Here is a 15872-nt window from a genome sequence, read left to right on the forward strand (position 1 = left end):
GACGGGTGGTAGCCTGCCCGACATGACCACAACCCAGCAGAAGGCCGCCCTGCCGTCCCGCGCCGACGTTCCCCGCGAGCAGACCTGGGACATCGAGGCCCTCTTCGCCACGCCCGCCGCCTGGGACGCCGAGGCGCAGGCCCTGCCCGCCGCGATTGACGCCCTGGCCGCCCACGCCGGAAAGCTGGGCAGCAGCCCGGAAGCCCTCGCCGCCTATCTGCGCGAGGCCGACGAGGTGGAACTGCGCTTGGTCCGCCTCCTGTCCTACGCAAGCATGGGCGCGAGCGTGGACGGGCGTGACGCCGTGGCCGCCGCCCGCCGCGACCAGGCCAGCACCATTGCCGCGCGCTTCGGCAGCGTGACTGCCTTTGCCGATCCCGAACTCCTCGCGCTGGACGAGGGGACGGTCCGCGGCTGGCTCACGCGCCCCGACCTGGAGGATGACCGCATCCGCCTGGAACGCCTCTGGCGGGACCGCGCCCACGTGCGCTCGGCCGAGGTCGAAGAACTCCTGGGCGCGGTGCAGGCCCCCTTCGCCTCCGAGCGGAGCATCCACCCGGCCCTGGCGAACATGGACCTGCGCTTCGGCACGGCGGGCGGCGAGAAGATCACCCAGGGCAACGTGGACCGCCTGACCGCCTCCCCCGACCGCGAGGTCCGCCGCGAGGCCTGGGAAAACTACGCCGACGCCCACCTCGCCGTGAAGCACAGCCAGGCCGCGATGTACGCCACCAGCGTCCGCCAGAACGTCTTCCTGGCCCGCGCCCGCCACTACCCCGACGCGATCACCGCGACCCTCGCGCCCAACCGTATCCCCGTGGGGGTCGTGACCACCCTGCTGGACACCTACCGCGCCCACACCCCCACCTGGCACCGCTACTGGAATGTTCGCCGCCGCTGGCTGAACCTCCCCGAACTGCGCGAATACGACGTGAAGGCTGCCCTGGTCCCCCCCCGCGAGGTGAGCTACGCGCAGGCGGTCGAGTGGATCGCGGCGGGCATGGCCCCCCTGGGAGAGGACTACGTGCGGGATTTGCGCGCGGGCCTCACCACCGAACGCTGGGTGGACTACGCCGAGAACGACGGCAAACGCCAGGGCGCCTACTCCAACGGCGGCGGGCGCGTCAAACCCTACATCTTCATGACCTGGAACGGCACCGTGGCCAGCTACTCCACCCTGGCCCACGAGATCGGCCACTCCATGCACTCGCTCCTCTCCCAGCGCGAACACCCCTACGCGGTCCCCCGCTACACCCTCTTCCACGCCGAGGTCGCCAGCAACTTCAATCAGGCGATGGTCCGCCAGTCCCTCCTCAAGCAGGCACGTGAGGCGGGCGACACGGATTTTGAGGTCGCCCTGATCGAAGAAGCCCTCGCCAACTTCCACCGCTACTTCTTCATCATGCCGACCCTCGCGGCCTTCGAGCTGGAGAGTTACCGCCGCATCGAGGCGGGCGGGACGCTCAGCGCCCCCGACCTGATCGACCTCACCGCCGACCTGCTGAAACAGGGCTACGGCGAAGGCGTGACGATGGACCGCGAGCGCAGCGGCATTCTGTGGGCGCAGTTCTCCACCCACCTCTACGCCAACTTCTACGCCTACCAGTACGCCACCGGCATCAGCGCCGCCCACCAGCTCCTCGAACAGTTCGCCCAGGACCCGGAAGCCGCCCGCGAGCGTTACCTGGCCTTCCTGAAGTCCGGCGGCAGCCTCGATCCCATCGACGCCCTGAAGGAGGCGGGCGTGGACATGCTCAGCCCCGAACCCGTGGAGGCGACCTTCCGTGTGCTGGCCGGGTACGTGGACCGGCTGGAGGAACTGCTGGCGCAGCGAGGCAACTGATGGGGCAGGTGGGGCGGAGGTCTATGACCTTCTTGCACTGATGCCAGAACATCCGGACGGGAAAGCGGATGTTTTCCGTTCGGAGAGGCCCTCTCCTGCGGACTCGTAGAGCTGCCCCGCGGAGCTTTGCCAGTCGCCTGTCTCGCACGAAGCGCCGGAGGCTCACCAGCTCATGATGGCTTCCTCAAGCCTCTTCCGCGTCCCGTCGTTCCTCACCGGGGACTTGTGGCTTACGCTCAGGTATGACCTTACCGGGCAAAGCACGGTCCTCCCTCCTGCCCGAAGCGGCCTGGTTGGCGGCCCTGCCCCTGGCGGCCTGGCTGGGCTGGAGCCTCTACAGCCGCCTGCGCGTCCCCCACGACCTGACGCCCCCGCCCGCCCTGGCCGCCGAGCGGCGCACCCTCGGCCGCCGCGCGGGGCTGCTCAACGTGTACGTCGCGGGTTCGGGGGCCCCCCTGCTCCTGATCCACAGCGTGAACGCCGCCGCGAGCGCCTATGAGGTCCGTCCCCTCTTCGAGCATTACCGCGCTTCCCGCCGCGTGTACGCCCTCGACCTCCCGGGCTTCGGCTTCTCCCGGCGGGGGGACCGGGAGTACCGACCGCGCCTGATGGCCGACGCGGTCCATGACGTTCTCGACGAGATCGCCCTGGAGGACGGCCGTCCCGTGGACGCCCTGGCCCTCTCGCTGGGCGGCGAGTTCCTGGCGCGCGCTGCCTCGGAGGGGCCGGACCGCTTCCGCTCGGTCACCCTCGTCACGCCGACCGGCTTCGGGAAGAACGAGCAGTTCTACGGCGATCCGGGCAGTACCCGGGAAAGCGCGGGGCTCAAACGTGTGTACGAGAACCCGCTCTGGGCGCAGCCCTTTTACGACCTGCTGGCAAGCGCGCCCAGCCTGCGCTACTTCCTGAAGCTGACCTTCGGCTCGTCTGCGGCCGTCGACGAGGGGCTGCTGCGGTACGACTACCCCACCTCGCACGTGCCCGGCGCCCGGCACGCGCCCTTCGCCTTCATCAGCGGACTGCTGTTCGGCGCCGACATCGACCGGGTGTACGAAAGCCTCACTGTCCCGGTATGGCTGGCCTACGGGGAGCGTGACCGCTTCACGGACTTCGGCGATCTCGGCAACGTCGAGAACAGACCCAACTGGAGCTTCGAGCGGTTTGATACGGGCGCGCTGGTCTACTTCGAGGAACCCAGACGCTTCACGGCCGCTTACGACGCCTTCCTGGCCGGGGCCGGAGCAAACTGAAGCTGGCCCCGCCCGAGCAGCTTGAGGCGCTGATCACCTGGACGCGGCGGCTGGCACAGGAAGAGACGACAGCAGGCAAGCCTCCCTACCGAAGAAAGAGGTGGATCATGACGCAACCCGGTAACCCTGGCCCGGCCCCTACCCCCTCCTTCCGCGCCGCCGCCCGTTCCTCCTGGGGCTGGACAGTGGCGCGCGGCGTGCTGACGCTGCTCTTCGGCATCCTGGCGCTGATCTGGCCGGGTGCGGCGTTCCTGTCGCTCGCCGTCGTGTTCGGGGCCTACGCCTTCGTGGACGGGATCGCCACCCTGATCGGTGGCTTTTCCTCGCGGGCGGGTGGGGTGCGCTGGCCCCTGGTCCTCAGCGGGGTGCTGGGCATCCTGGCGGGCATCGTCACTTTCGTCAACCCCGGCGCGACGGTCCTGGCGCTGCTGTGGCTGGTCGCGGCCTGGGCGCTGGTGCGCGGCGTGCTGGAGATCGTGGCCGCGATTCGCTGGCGGGCGGCGATTCCGGGGGCCGGGGAGTGGCTGGTGGGCCTCAGCGGTCTGCTGCTGGTGATCCTGGGCATCCTGCTGGCACTGAACCCCATCGCGGGGACGCTCACGGTTTCCTATTTCATCGGGGTCTACGCCCTGATCGCGGGCATCGTGCTGATCGTGCTGGGTCTGCGGATGCGGAACCTGTAGTTCACGCTCCCCCGTTTTGCCTTTCAGGGAACGCCGGAGGGGCTGGGAGGTCGCAAGGGGCATTCGCTGGTGCAGGTGGCGTGCGAGGGGCTTACGCGAAGTGGCGGGCAGGGCCCTGACGGGGCGGCTGTGCGGTGATCCAGCTCACCGGCACCTTAGAACCCTAACTCCGTCTGAAACAAAAAATTCACGACCAAGTTTGTCGTGAATAATTTCACTTATAATCTAGAGAAGAGAGGGCAGGAGTTCCCCGCCCTCGCCTCTGACGTTCTTACGCCTGCGGCTGCTGGAGCTGCGGCCCCGGCACGTAGCCCTCGAGGGCCGCGTAGTCGTCCTGGAAGTGCATCAGAACGCCGCCGAAGAGGGTGTCGAAGGTTTCCTGGGGCATCTCGGCCAGGGTGGGGTAGAAGCCCACGTACTCCAGCCAGACGTTGCCGTCCGCGTCGATGGAGCGGCTGAAGGCGCGCTCGCGGTTGCGCTCGTTGAGCAGGACCATGACCTCCTGGCGGCGGTCGGCGTACTGCTTCTGGGTCACGCAGGTGATCTCCAGGCGGCTGGTGTTGTTGGGGCCGTCGTTCACGCTCACCAGCACGGCCGCGTCGCCCATCTCGAAGCGCCAGCCCATGCGGATGAAGCGCTGGCCGTTGTTCTCTTCCATGTCGAGCTGGACTTCCTTCTCGCGCAGGTACTTGGCGAGCGTGTCCAGCGTCAGAAGCGCCGTTTCCATCGTCATTGAAACTCCTCCTCTAGGGGTGAAACCCGGGCCGATTCTAACATCACTGTCCGGCGGGGGCGGCTAGGACCGGGGCAGCACCTGGACCGTTACGGGCGCAACCCCCGCAGAGAGGATGCCCAGCCTGGAGGCCGCCGTGCGTGACAGGTCGATCACGCGCGAGGCGTTCCCGAACGGTCCCCGGTCATTGATCAGCACGTCCACGCTGCGGCCGGTGCGGGTATGCGTGACCCTGACCCAGGTCCCCAGCGGCAGCGTCCGGTGCGCGGCAGTCAGGCGGGTATGCCGGTTGTATTTGCCGCCGTAATAGACCGCGTGGCCCCGCTGGTACACGCTGGCCTGCGCGGTCCCGCCCGGCAACCCGAAGGCGACGCTCCCCGCCAGCAGCGCCGCCGCCAGAGCCGCCGCCCTCACAGCCGCTCCTTCGGCGCGCGGCTCAGGACCTCGTGGCCGTCCTCCGTCACCAGCACCAGGTCCTCGAGCCGGACGCCGCCCACGCCCGGCAGGTACGCGCCCGGCTCCACCGTCACCACCATGCCCGGCTCCAGCACGTCCTCGCTGCCCTTGCGGAGGCTCGGCCCCTCGTGGATGTTCAGCCCGACGCCGTGCCCCAGCGAGTGCGCGAACGCCTCGGCCAGCCCGTGCCGCTCCAGAATCCCGCGAGCCAGCGCGTCGAGATCGCCCGTCCTCGCTCCGGGCCGGACCGCCGCCACCGCCGCCTCCTCGGCCTCCAGCACCGCGTTGTAGACCCGGCGCAGGTCCTCGGACGGCGTCCCCACCGCGACCGTCCGCGTCATGTCGCTGTGGTAGCCGTTCACCCGCGCGCCGAAATCAATCGTCACCAGATCACCGTCCTCGATCACCCGTTCCGACGCCACGCCGTGCGGCATCGCCCCGCGCGGCCCGCTCGCCACGATCACGTCGAAGCCGACCTCCGCGCCCGCGCGGCGCAGTCCCATTTCCAGCGCCAGCGCCACGTCCAGTTCGCGCACGCCCGCGCGGATCATCGGGCGCACCTCCCCAAACACGCGGTCCGCCACCGCCTGCGCCTCCCGGATCGCCTGCACCTCCTGGGGCGACTTCACCAGCCGCACGCCTTCCACCAGCCCGCGCGTCGGCACCAGCGCCGCGTCCCAGTGCTCGCGCAACGCCTCCAGCCCGGCCACCGTCAGGTGTTCGGCCTCGAAGCCGACCCGTGCGCCCTTCACCTTCTGTGCCGCGTCCTGGTACGTCTCGGGCGGGCGGGCGATCACCTGCGGCACCTGCGATTCCTCCTGCGCCTGCACGGTGTAGCGCGCGTCGGTGTAGAGCGTCGCCCCGTCCCCGGTCACCAGCACCTTGCCGTCCTGGCCGCTCGAAAAGCCGCTCAAGGCCCGCACGTTCGCCGGATTGCTCACCCACAGCGCGTCCACGCCCGCCGCCTTCATCGCGGCCCTCAACTGGTCGAGTTGCGTCATGAGGCGGAAGGTAACACGCGCCCGCCGCCCACACCGGGCCTTCGCTTCCTGTCCCCACTGAGGGGACAAGGTGCCTGTCCAAGTGGAATGCAGCTTATACTCCTTCTTCGGGACAAAAGACAGGCCACAAGGGGCCGCCACCCAAGGAGGAGAGTTTCCGTGAAACTTCACGAGTATCAGGGGAAGGAACTGCTGCGGCGCTTCGGCGTGAACGTGCAGGAAGGCAAGGTGGCCTACACGCCCGATGAGGTGCGCGACATCGCCCGCGACTACGGTCAGCCGGTGGTCGTCAAGGCGCAGGTTCACGTGGGCGGGCGCGGCAAGGCGGGCGGCGTGAAATTCAGCCCCACGCTCGACAAGGCGTACGAGAACGGCCAGAACATCCTGGGCATGGACATCAAGGGCCTGACCGTCAAGAAGGTGCTGGTCACCAAGGCCGTCGATATCGACGCGGGGACCGAGTACTACGTCGGCATGATCGTCGACCGCAACGTGCAGAGCTACACCCTGATGGCGTCGGCGGAAGGTGGCATGGAGATCGAGGAGGTCGCCGCCGCCACCCCCGAAAAGATCATCAAGTACCGCGTCGACCCCATCACCGGCCTGCGCCCCTTCGAGGCCCGTGAAGTGGCCCTCCAGGCGGGCTTCAAGGGCAACCTCAACAAGATCGCGGACATGATGGTCAAGATGAGCGACGCGGCCCTCAAGATGGACGCCGTGCTGGTCGAGATCAACCCCCTCTTCGTGGACGCGGACGGCACGCCCGTGGCGCTGGACACCAAGTTCGAGATCGACGACAACGCGATGTACCGTCACAAGGACCTGGCCGAGTGGCGCGAACTGGAAGCCGAACACCCCCTGGAGATCGAGGCCAGCAAGTACGGCTTCGCCTACGTGAAGCTCGACGGCAACGTCGGCGTGCTGGGCAACGGCGCGGGCATCGTGATGACCTCCCTCGACGTGGTGAACCGCGCCGGGGCCAAGCCCGCCAACTTCCTCGACATCGGCGGCGGCGCGCGGGCCGACATCGTCTACAACGCGATCAAGCTCGTCAGCAAGGACCCCGACGTCAAGAGCATCTTCGTGAACATTTTCGGTGGCATCACCCGCGCGGATGAAGTGGCGAAGGGCATCATCCAGGCGCTGAACGAGGGCATCCTGACCAAGCCGGTCCGCATGCGCGTGGCCGGAACGGCGGAGGAGGAAGCCAAGGCCCTGCTGGCCGAGGTCAACAGCCCGCTGATCCAGATGTACCCCGACATGTTCCAGGCGGCGGAAGCGGCGGCCCAGGAAGCGAACAAGGTGGAGGCGAAGTAATGGGCATTCTCGTCAACAAGGACACCCAGGTCCTGGTGGTCGGCATCACCGGGCGTGAAGGCTCCAACCACACCCGCGCGATGAAGGAATTCGGCACCAAGATTGTCGCGGGCGTCACCCCCGGCAAGGGCGGCCAGACGCACGAGGGCGTGCCGGTGTACAACAGCGTCGAGGAAGCCCAATCAAAGCACCGCATCGACACCAGCATCATCTTCGTGCCGCCCGCCGGGGCCGCCGACGCCGTGCTGGAAAGCGCCCACGCGGGCGTGCCCCTGATCGTGCTGATCACCGAGGGCGTCCCGACGGTGGACATGATGCGCGCCGTGCAGGAAGTCAAGGCCCTCGACCTGGTCAGCCGCGCCGAAGGTGGCCCCGGCGTCCGCCTGATCGGCGGCAACTGCCCCGGCCTGGTCACCAGCGGCGAGTGCAAGGTGGGCATCATGCCCAACCGCATCTACGAGCAGCAAGGCCGCGTCGGCCTGATCTCCCGCTCCGGCACCCTCACCTACGAGGCCGCCAAGCTGCTGCTCGACGCGGGTCTGGGCACCTCCACCACCGTCGGCATCGGCGGTGACCCGGTGATCGGCACCACCTTCGCGGACGTGCTCCCCATGTTCGAGGCCGACCCCGAAACCGACGCCGTCGTGGTGATCGGTGAGATCGGCGGTGCGGACGAGGAAGCCGCCGCCGAGTACATCGCCCAGAACATGAAGAAGCCGGTCGTGGCCTTTATCTCCGGCCGCTCCGCCCCCAAGGGCAAGCGCATGGGCCACGCGGGCGCGATCATCATGGGCGACGTGGGCACCCCCGAGAGCAAGCTGGCCGCCTTCCAGGCCGCGAACGTCCCCGTCGCGGACACCATGCCCGAGATCGTGGAACTGGTGAAAAAGGCGCTGAACGTCAACGCCTGAACCGGATGAACAGGGGAGGGGGCTGGAGCCAGGCGCTCCGGCTCCTTTTCCTTGAACCGCTCTTTCTCTGGCGCTCCGTCACCTCCCCGTCAGGCCCGCGCGTAGACTGGAGCCATGAAGCTTCGTCTCCCCCTTCTCGTGGCGGCCCTTTTCTTCGGATCGGGCGGCGCCCTCACCGTGACGGGGAGTGTGACGGGCAGCGTTCCGGCGGATACCCGTGTCAGCGGCTGGGCCGTCAGCGCCTCCGGCCAGCCCGTGCAGGAAATCGTGAGCGTGCCCGTGCAGGGCGGCCAGTTCCGCCTGGAAATCCCCACCGCCTCCCCCAGCTTCCGCGCCCAGACCGCCCTCAATGCCCAGAACGTCACCTGGCCGGGTGTGCTCGACCCCGTCAGCGTCAGCGCCGAGACGCAGACCGCCGAGCTGAAGTTCTTCACCTACCGCGACGCGAACAGGAACGGCCAGCACGACGAGGGCGAGGCCCTGCGCGAGGTGGCCGTGAGTGCCGGACGCGGTTCCCTGTTCATCGTCTGGGTCAACTCCGACGTGACCGTGAAGGCCAGCCGTGGTTACGAGGTGGCCCTCAAGCGTGGCTGGAATGCCTTCGTTGTCGAGGTGGGCCGCGCCGTGAAGGTGGCGCCTTTCGTGGAAGGTGCAGTGGACGTGACGCTCAATCTGGGCCGCTGATCCCTTATGGCTGGCTGGTGGCGTGTTCCACGGCCAACCCACTGCTTTTGACCTCAAAGCCAGCACAAATTTCACGAATAGATTTATTGTGAAATTCTTCACTAGATACATCACTGAGCTGGGCTGGCATCCCTAGGCAAAGAGCGCTTGGAGCAAAAGACCCCCTCACCCCTTGCTTCGCAAGGCCCTCTCCCACCGGGGGAGAGGGTCAAAAACAACGTCATCTTGACGACAAATGCTCTAAAGGGACAGCGTCATCGTCCGCGCATAGGCGGCCAGATACAGCGGCACGATCCGGTCGGGGTGAAAGCGGGTCAGGGCGGCCTGACGGCCCGCCGCGCCCATGCTGAGGTACAGGTCGCGGTCCCGCAGCACCCGCAGTGCCGCGTCGGCCATCGCGTCCACGTCGCCCACCGGGGCGAGGAAGCCGGTGACCCCGTCCTCCACGACCTCGGGAATCCCGCCCGCGCGGGCGGCGACGACCGGGACCTCGCAGCTCATGGCCTCCAGGGCGGCCAGGCCGAAACTCTCGTTGCTGCTGGGAAGGAGGAACAGGTCGCTGATCCCCAGCACCGTCTCGACATCGGGAAAGGACCCCAGGAACTGGGTGCGGCCGATCACGCCCAGTTGCCCGGCCAGTTCCAGCGCGCGGGGCCGTTCCGGGCCGTCCCCGATCATCAGCAGCCGGGCGGGAATCTCACTGGCGACGCGGGCAAAGACCCGCACCACGTCCTCCACACGCTTCACCGGGCGGAAGTTGCTGACGTGGACCAGCAGCGCCTCCTCCGGGTGGGCGAAGCGGGCGCGCACGGCGGGGTCGGTCACGCGCACGAAGCGCGCCGCGTCCACGAAGTTGTGAATCACCTCGATCTCGCGGTCCACGCCGAACACCTCCCGCGTCTGCTGCGCGAGGAAGGCCGAGACGGCCGTCACGTGGTCGCTGCGCTCGATGGCGTGCCGGGTGGTGTGCCGGAAGGCGGGCTCCGCGCCTACCAGCGTCACGTCGGTGCCGTGCAGGGTGGTCATGACCCGGCTGCGCCCGGTGATGGCCCGCGCGTGGATGGCCGCCGTCGCGTGCGGAATCGCGTAGTGCGCGTGCGTGAGGCGCACGTCATGCTCCAGAATCACCTCGGTCAGCGTGTTCGTGGCCGCCAGTTCCGGGTAGGGCTGGTCGAACAGCGCGTAGGCGAAGCCGCCCACCTGATGGAAGAACGGCCCCCGCAGGCCCCGGTGCCCCGCCAGGCGGAAGGGCACGGCGGACCCGACAAAGTGAACCTCACGCCCCGCCTGGGCGACCTTCAACCCCAGCTCGGTGGCCACCACGCCGGACCCCCCGGCTCCCGCGTGGCACAGCACGGCAATCTTTTCTGGAATCGGCGCCATGACTGCGGAGTATAGGCCCCGCCGCCGCTTCCCGGCGAGGTGTCAGAGTTGTGTACGTCCGCCCACCGTACATTCGGGTTCATGCTTGCCGTCGTCACCGATTCGACCTGCGACCTTCACCCCGACAGAGTCCGCCAGCTCGGCCTCCACGTCGTGCCGCTGCACGTGCTGCTGGGCGAGCGGTCCTTTCTCGACTGGCAGGACATCGACCCGGACGCGGTGTACGACCACCAGCGCGGCGGCGGGAACGTGACCACCCAGCCCGCAACCCAGGCGGCGTTCGCGGCCCTGTACCGCGAGCTGCTCGCCACGCACGAGGGCGTCATCAGCATCCACCTCAGCGGCCACCTCTCGGCCACCGCCGAGCACGCGCGTCAGGCGGCCCGCGCCCTGAACGCGGGGGACCGGGTGCAGGTGGTCGACAGCCAGTTCGCGTCCCTGCCGCTGGCCGAGGTCGTGATGGCCGCCCGTGACGCCGCCTCTGCCGGGGGCGACATGCAGGCGGCCCTGGGCGCGATCAGGGCGGTGCAGGAGGGCCTGCGGGTCGAGTTCACGGTCCCGACCCTGGAGTTCCTGCGGCGCGGCGGGCGCCTCTCGCGCACCCAGGAACTCATCGGCAATGTCCTCGGCGTCCGGCCGGTCCTGGGCTTCGACGGAGGCCACCTCAAGGCCGTGCGCCGGGTGCGTGCCAAAGACGCCACGCGCGACATCCTCGGCCAACTGGAAGAACGCTTTGGCCGTGATCCGGTGGCCGTGACCATCGGGCACGCGGGCCGCGACCCCGCCCGCGTCGCCGAACTCAAGGCCGCCGTGAGCGCCAGCCGCCTGAACGTCGCCCAGGGCCGCCTGCAACTGATGGGGCCGGTGATCGGTGCCCACGTCGGCCCCGGCACCTACGGCCTGCTGGCCCGGCCCTATGCGGGTTAGCCGTCAGGCGTTCCAGGCAAAGCGGCGCGTGCCGCAAGCGCGAGGCGGGCCGTTTGGCCTTTCGCCGCACCGGTCGTCTGCCTTCAGCCCCTGCGCGCCGTGAACAGCACCCGCGTGAAGGCGTAGAACACCCGCTCACCCGGCCACTGCTCCCGCAGCCGCGCCAGATACGCCGCCGTGAACCGTTCCCCGTCCGCCGCGTTCAGCCGCGAGAGGTACGGTACCAGCGCCGTGCCGCGCGTCCAGTCGAGGATGCCCTCCGCACCCGGCAGCACCACCGGATAGACCTTGCTGATGGCGGTGATGTCCAGGGCGCCCAGCTCATCCAGCCGCTCGGCGTACTGCGCGGGTGTCAGCACCGGGGAAGCTCCGTGCGCCGTGCCGAAGCGCGTGAAGCCCTGCAACTCTTCCCCGAACTCGTTCGCCGTCTCGGTCAGCAGGCGGTGGCTGGCATGATCGTGGTTGGCGGGCACCTGCACCGCCAGCACACCGCCAGGCCGCACCCTTTCCCACAGCCGGGCCAGCAGCGCCCGGTGGTCGGGGAGCCACTGCAAAGCCGCGTTGGAGAAGATCAGGTCGTACTCCCCCTGAAGCTCCAGAATGTCCCCCTGCTCGAAACGCAGATGGGGCAGCCCCGCCGCGTCCGCCTTTGCCAGCATCTCCGCACTGCTGTCCAGCCCCAGCACCCGCGCCCCCGGAAAGCGTTCCGCCAGCGTCCGCGTGTGTTCCCCGGTGCCGCACCCCAGGTCCACAATCTCGCGGTAGGGGAGGTCGGGCAGCATCGCCAGCAGGTCACGGACGGGGGCGCTCCGGGCTTCGCGGTGGCGGTGGTACTGGTCGGGGTTCCAGGTCATGCCCCCAGCGTAAGCCATCTCCAGTCATTCTGTCCGTACTCCAGTAGTAACAAGGAAAAAGCCAAAAAGTTCGGCTGGAAGAGCATTCCCTCCAGCCGTTCCACGGGTATGACCTATTTGTCGTGCTCGCGCTCTTCCTTCGCCCCCGCCTTCTTGGCTGCCGCGTGGGCGACGGCAAAGGCGCGGTGTTCATCCCCGCCGTACTCGTCCAGGGCGCTATTGAACGCCTTCAGAAACGCTTCTTTCTGGTGGTGGTCGTACTGGTCCACCTGGGACTGCGGCAGGTCCGAAATGCTGTTGTAGGGCATACTTCCTCCTCCCGCCCATGCTGAGGGGCATTTCTGAGGCGCGCGCCGCAAGCGTGTAAAGGTGGGCAAAGGGGAGGGGCGGACGCCCGCAGGCCCGCCCCCCGTTTCTGCCTCGCTCAGAGCTTCGTCAGGTACGCCGTTCCGCCTTCGACCTCCGCCGCGTCCCCCTCGCCCGGGCCGAAGGTCAGCTCGGGCGCCAGCACCTCCCCGGCGATGAAGTCGCGCCAGGTTTCGGCGGCCTCGCGGGCGTCCCCCGTCAACTCCAGGGCGAGGCGGATGCGGTCCTGCACCTCGAAACCCGCCGCCTTGCGCGCCTCCTGAATGCCGCGCACCAGGTCGCGGGCCAGGCCCTCCAGCACCAGCTCACGGGTGAGGTGCGTGTCGAAGGCCACCAGGAACCCGCCGTCCTCCGCCGCCGCCACGCCTTCCGGGGCCTTGGCGTCCACCAGCACCTGCTCCGGCGTCAGCGTGAAGGTCTGCCCCTGCGCCTCCACCGTGAAGCTCTCGCCCTTCTGCACGGCGCGGGCCACGGCCGCCGCGTCCGCATTCGCCAGCGCCGCCCGCACCTGCGGCAGCGCCTTGCCGTAGACCTTGCCGATCACCGGCAGGTTGGGGCGCAGGCTGTACTGCACCAGATCGGTGACCCCTTCGAGGAACGTCACGTTCTTGACGTTCAGCTCCTCCTTGATCTGCTCCTGTGCCCGGCGCAGCGCCTCCGTCAGTTCCGGCGTGCTCGCCCGCACCGTCACGCTCGCCAGCGGCTGCCGCGTCTTGAGGTTGTGGGCGCCGCGTACCGCCCGGCCCAGTTCCACCACCTTCATCACTGCGGCCATTTCCGCCGTCAGCCGCTCGTCCAGCCGCTCCGCCCGGACCTGCGGCCAGCGCGTGAGGTGAACACTCTCCGCCCCCTCCCCGCGCGTGAGGTTGCGGTACATCGCGTCGGCCAGGAAGGGCGTGAAGGGCGCGGTCAGTTGCGACACCACCACCAGCGCCTCGTGCAGGGTGGCATAGGCGGCCACGTCCACCTGCCCGCCTTCCCCCCAGAAGCGCGAGCGGCTGCGCCGGACATACCAGTTGCTCAGGTCATTCACGAAGCGTTCCAGCGCGCGCCCACCCCCACGGGCGTCGTAGGCATCCAGCGCCGCCGTCACGTCCCGTACCGTCTCCTCCAGCCGCGCGAGCAGCCAGCGGTCCATCTCGGGGCGCTCTCCCACAGCGGGCGCCGCGTTCAGGTCAGGTCGGTCCAGATTCGCGTACAGCACGAAGAACGAGTAGACGTTCCAGAGCGTGTTCACGTAATTGCGCTGCGCTTCCGCGACCAGCCGCTCGGAGAACCGCTTCTGGTCGCCGGGGTCCGACGCCATGAACATGTACCAGCGCACGCTGTCCGCGCCGTACTTGTCGAACAGCGGCAGCGGCTCCACCACGTTGCCCTTGCTCTTGCTCATCTTCGCGCCGTGTTCGTCCACGATGTGGCCCAGGCAGATCACGTTCCGGTAGGCGGGCTGGTTATAGAGCATGGTGGCGATGGCGTGCAGGCTGTAGAACCACCCGCGTGTTTGGTCAATCGCCTCGCTGATGAAGTCGGCGGGGAAGTGCCGCTCGAACAGGTCCTTCTGCGCCTCGCTGCCCGGCAGCGCCCGCTCGCCCGTCTCGTCCGTCAGCAGATGCCACTGCGCGTAGGGCATCGAGCCGGAGTCGAACCACACGTCCAGCACCTCCGGGACGCGGCGGTACGTCTTGCCGCCTTGCTCAAAGGTGATGTCGTCGATATAGGGCCGGTGCAAGTCCAGCTCCGTGAGGTCGCGCCCGGTCAGCTTCTCCAGCTCGGCCACGCTGCCCACCACGCGCAGGTCGCCGTCCTCGCTCATCCAGAAGGGGAGCGGCGTGCCCCAGTAGCGTTCGCGGCTGATGGCCCAGTCCACGTTGCCCTCAAGCCAGTTGCCGAAGCGCCCGTTCTTGATGTTGGCGGGCACCCAGTTGATCTTCTGGTTCTCCTCCAGCATCCGGTCCGACATGCTGTTGGTGCGGATGTACCAGCCCTTCTTGGCGAAGTAGAGGATCGGGTCGCCCGTGCGGTCGTGGAAGGGGTAGCGGTGCCGCAGCGTCCCCGCGTGGAACATCCGCCCCCGCGCCTTGAGGTCCGCGATCAGCCCCTTGTCCGCATCCTTGAAGAACTTCCCGCGCTCACCCGTCACCCGCAGGATGCCGTGATCGTCCACGCCGAACATCAGCGGCACGCCGTACTTGCGGGCCAGTTCCAGGTCCTCCGCGCCGTAGGCCGGGGCCTCGTGCGCCACGCCGGAGCCGTCCTCCGCGCTCACGAAGTCCGCCAGCGTCACGAAATGCATCACCGGGCGGCCTTCCGCGTTCCGCTCGTGCAGCCTCCCCAGCACCCCCAGCTCGGTCGCCACCTCGGGGAAGGGCGGTTCGTACTCCACGCCTTCCAGATCGCGGCCCTTGAAGGTGGTCAGCACTTCCAGAGGCGGCACGTTCTTGTGCAGCCCGCTGAGGCGTTCCACCGCGTCCGCCGCGACGATGACCGGCCCCGCCTCGCTGCGGGCGACCACATACGTCAGGTCGGGGTTCACCGCCGCCAGCGTGTTGCTCGGCAGCGTCCAGGGGGTCGTCGTCCACACCACCAGCGCGAGGTTCTGCCGGTCCTCGCCACTCAGCGCACTCAACGCCGCGTGCGCCCGCTCCGGCAGGGTGTCCCAGATCACCGGAAAACGTACGTACACGCTGGGGTCGTCCACCATGCGGTAACTGTCCACCTCGCCCAGTTCGGCGCGCGAGAGGGTGGTGCTGATGCGCGGCGAGAGGGGCACTACCTTGTAATCCTGCGCGAGCAGCCCCCCCGCGTGCAGCCGCTTCAGCAGGTTCCACACGCTCTCCACGTACTCGTTCTCGTAGGTGATGTAGGGATCGCTCAGATCGACCCAGTACCCCAGCCGCTCGGTGAAGGTGTTCCACTCCTGAATGGTTTCCCACACCGACGTGCGGCACAGCCGGTTGAACTCCTCCAGTTCCTCGCGGCTCGCGCCGTGGTTGCGGCCCAGCAGCCCCAGCTTCTTCTCCACGCTGATCTCGACCGGCAGGCCGTGCGTGTCCCAGCCCCCCTTGCGGGTGACGTGGTAGCCCTGCATCACCTTGTAGCGCGGGAAGAGGTCTTTGAACGAGCGCGCCAGGACATGATGCAGCGCCGGACGCCCGTTCGCGGTCGGCGGCCCCTCGTAGAAGACGAACTCCGGCTGCCCTTCTTTGCGTTCCTGCGTCTGCTCGAAGACGCGCGCCTGCTGCCAGAAGTTCAGCACGCCAACTTCGAGTTCGCGGAAGCTGGGCTGCGAATTGACCGGCTGAAAGAGGGGAGAGGTGGTGGGTCGGGCATCGGTGGTGGTCATGCTGGCTCCTTCGGAGTGTCGAACCGTCTGACGGTCTAAAGGTCAAAAGGGGGCTGTTCGGCGGTCAGACGGTTTGACCGTTAGACCAAAAACAAGGCACGTCCCAGCCTTCAATGCTGGG

At 68.3% G+C, this 15872-nt stretch carries 14 protein-coding genes; 7 read left to right on the forward strand and 7 right to left on the reverse strand.

Annotated features, from left to right (window positions below):
• The first annotated feature begins 22 nt into the window (after positions 1-22).
• The 3 genes from pepF to E5F05_RS13525 all read left to right on the forward strand — a co-directional run bounded on the left by pepF (position 23) and on the right by E5F05_RS13525 (position 3776).
• Positions 23-1843 (forward strand): oligoendopeptidase F, encoded by a 1821-nt coding sequence (gene pepF, locus E5F05_RS13515; RefSeq protein WP_129119156.1) that lies wholly within the window; start codon positions 23-25, stop codon positions 1841-1843.
• Between the two features lie 242 nt (positions 1844-2085).
• Positions 2086-3093, forward strand: a complete 1008-nt coding sequence (locus E5F05_RS13520; RefSeq protein ID WP_129119157.1) for an alpha/beta fold hydrolase — start codon at positions 2086-2088, stop codon at positions 3091-3093.
• Positions 3094-3200: 107 nt separating this feature from the next.
• Positions 3201-3776, forward strand: coding sequence for an HdeD family acid-resistance protein (locus tag E5F05_RS13525; protein ID WP_129119158.1), 576 nt, complete (start codon positions 3201-3203; stop codon positions 3774-3776).
• 271 nt (positions 3777-4047) lie between these two features.
• Here the strand turns inward: E5F05_RS13525 and E5F05_RS13530 are convergent, their stop codons facing one another.
• The 3 genes from E5F05_RS13530 to E5F05_RS13540 form a co-directional block, all read right to left on the reverse strand.
• Positions 4048-4509: a YbjN domain-containing protein gene (locus E5F05_RS13530; protein WP_129119159.1), complete on the reverse strand. Its 462-nt coding sequence runs from the start codon at positions 4507-4509 to the stop codon at positions 4048-4050.
• A gap of 63 nt (positions 4510-4572) precedes the next feature.
• On the reverse strand, positions 4573-4923 hold the full coding sequence (locus E5F05_RS21920; RefSeq protein ID WP_129119160.1) for a septal ring lytic transglycosylase RlpA family protein: 351 nt from the start codon (positions 4921-4923) through the stop codon (positions 4573-4575).
• Positions 4920-5966, reverse strand: a complete 1047-nt coding sequence (locus E5F05_RS13540) for a M24 family metallopeptidase (RefSeq protein WP_129119161.1) — start codon at positions 5964-5966, stop codon at positions 4920-4922. Before E5F05_RS13540 ends, E5F05_RS21920 begins: the two co-directional genes overlap by 4 nt.
• A gap of 159 nt (positions 5967-6125) precedes the next feature.
• Between E5F05_RS13540 and sucC the strand changes: the two genes are divergently transcribed.
• From sucC to E5F05_RS13555, 3 genes are all read left to right on the forward strand, one after another.
• Positions 6126-7283, forward strand: a complete 1158-nt coding sequence (gene sucC / locus E5F05_RS13545; protein ID WP_129119162.1) for an ADP-forming succinate--CoA ligase subunit beta — start codon at positions 6126-6128, stop codon at positions 7281-7283.
• Positions 7283-8194: a succinate--CoA ligase subunit alpha gene (gene sucD / locus E5F05_RS13550; RefSeq protein ID WP_129119163.1), complete on the forward strand. Its 912-nt coding sequence runs from the start codon at positions 7283-7285 to the stop codon at positions 8192-8194. Before sucC ends, sucD begins: the two co-directional genes overlap by 1 nt.
• A gap of 114 nt (positions 8195-8308) precedes the next feature.
• A complete protein-coding gene (locus tag E5F05_RS13555) occupies positions 8309-8878 on the forward strand; it encodes a hypothetical protein (protein WP_129119164.1) in 570 nt (189 codons plus the stop codon).
• 240 nt (positions 8879-9118) lie between these two features.
• Here E5F05_RS13555 and bshA read toward each other — a convergent pair whose 3' ends face one another.
• On the reverse strand, positions 9119-10261 hold the full coding sequence (gene bshA, locus E5F05_RS13560; protein ID WP_129119165.1) for an N-acetyl-alpha-D-glucosaminyl L-malate synthase BshA: 1143 nt from the start codon (positions 10259-10261) through the stop codon (positions 9119-9121).
• A gap of 81 nt (positions 10262-10342) precedes the next feature.
• Between bshA and E5F05_RS13565 the strand changes: the two genes are divergently transcribed.
• A complete protein-coding gene (locus tag E5F05_RS13565; protein WP_129119166.1) occupies positions 10343-11188 on the forward strand; it encodes a DegV family protein in 846 nt (281 codons plus the stop codon).
• An 83-nt stretch (positions 11189-11271) separates the two neighbouring features.
• Here E5F05_RS13565 and E5F05_RS13570 read toward each other — a convergent pair whose 3' ends face one another.
• From E5F05_RS13570 to ileS, 3 genes are all read right to left on the reverse strand, one after another.
• Complete coding sequence (locus E5F05_RS13570; RefSeq protein WP_129119167.1) at positions 11272-12042, reverse strand: methyltransferase domain-containing protein; 771 nt, start codon at positions 12040-12042, stop codon at positions 11272-11274.
• 113 nt (positions 12043-12155) lie between these two features.
• Entirely contained in the window at positions 12156-12350 is a 195-nt protein-coding gene (locus E5F05_RS13575; protein ID WP_129119168.1) for a ChaB family protein, read from the reverse strand.
• A gap of 116 nt (positions 12351-12466) precedes the next feature.
• On the reverse strand, positions 12467-15751 hold the full coding sequence (gene ileS, locus E5F05_RS13580; protein WP_129119169.1) for an isoleucine--tRNA ligase: 3285 nt from the start codon (positions 15749-15751) through the stop codon (positions 12467-12469).
• Between the last annotated feature and the right edge of the window lie 121 nt (positions 15752-15872).

The organism is Deinococcus metallilatus (assembly GCF_004758605.1).
Classification (GTDB): Bacteria; Deinococcota; Deinococci; order Deinococcales; family Deinococcaceae; genus Deinococcus; species Deinococcus metallilatus.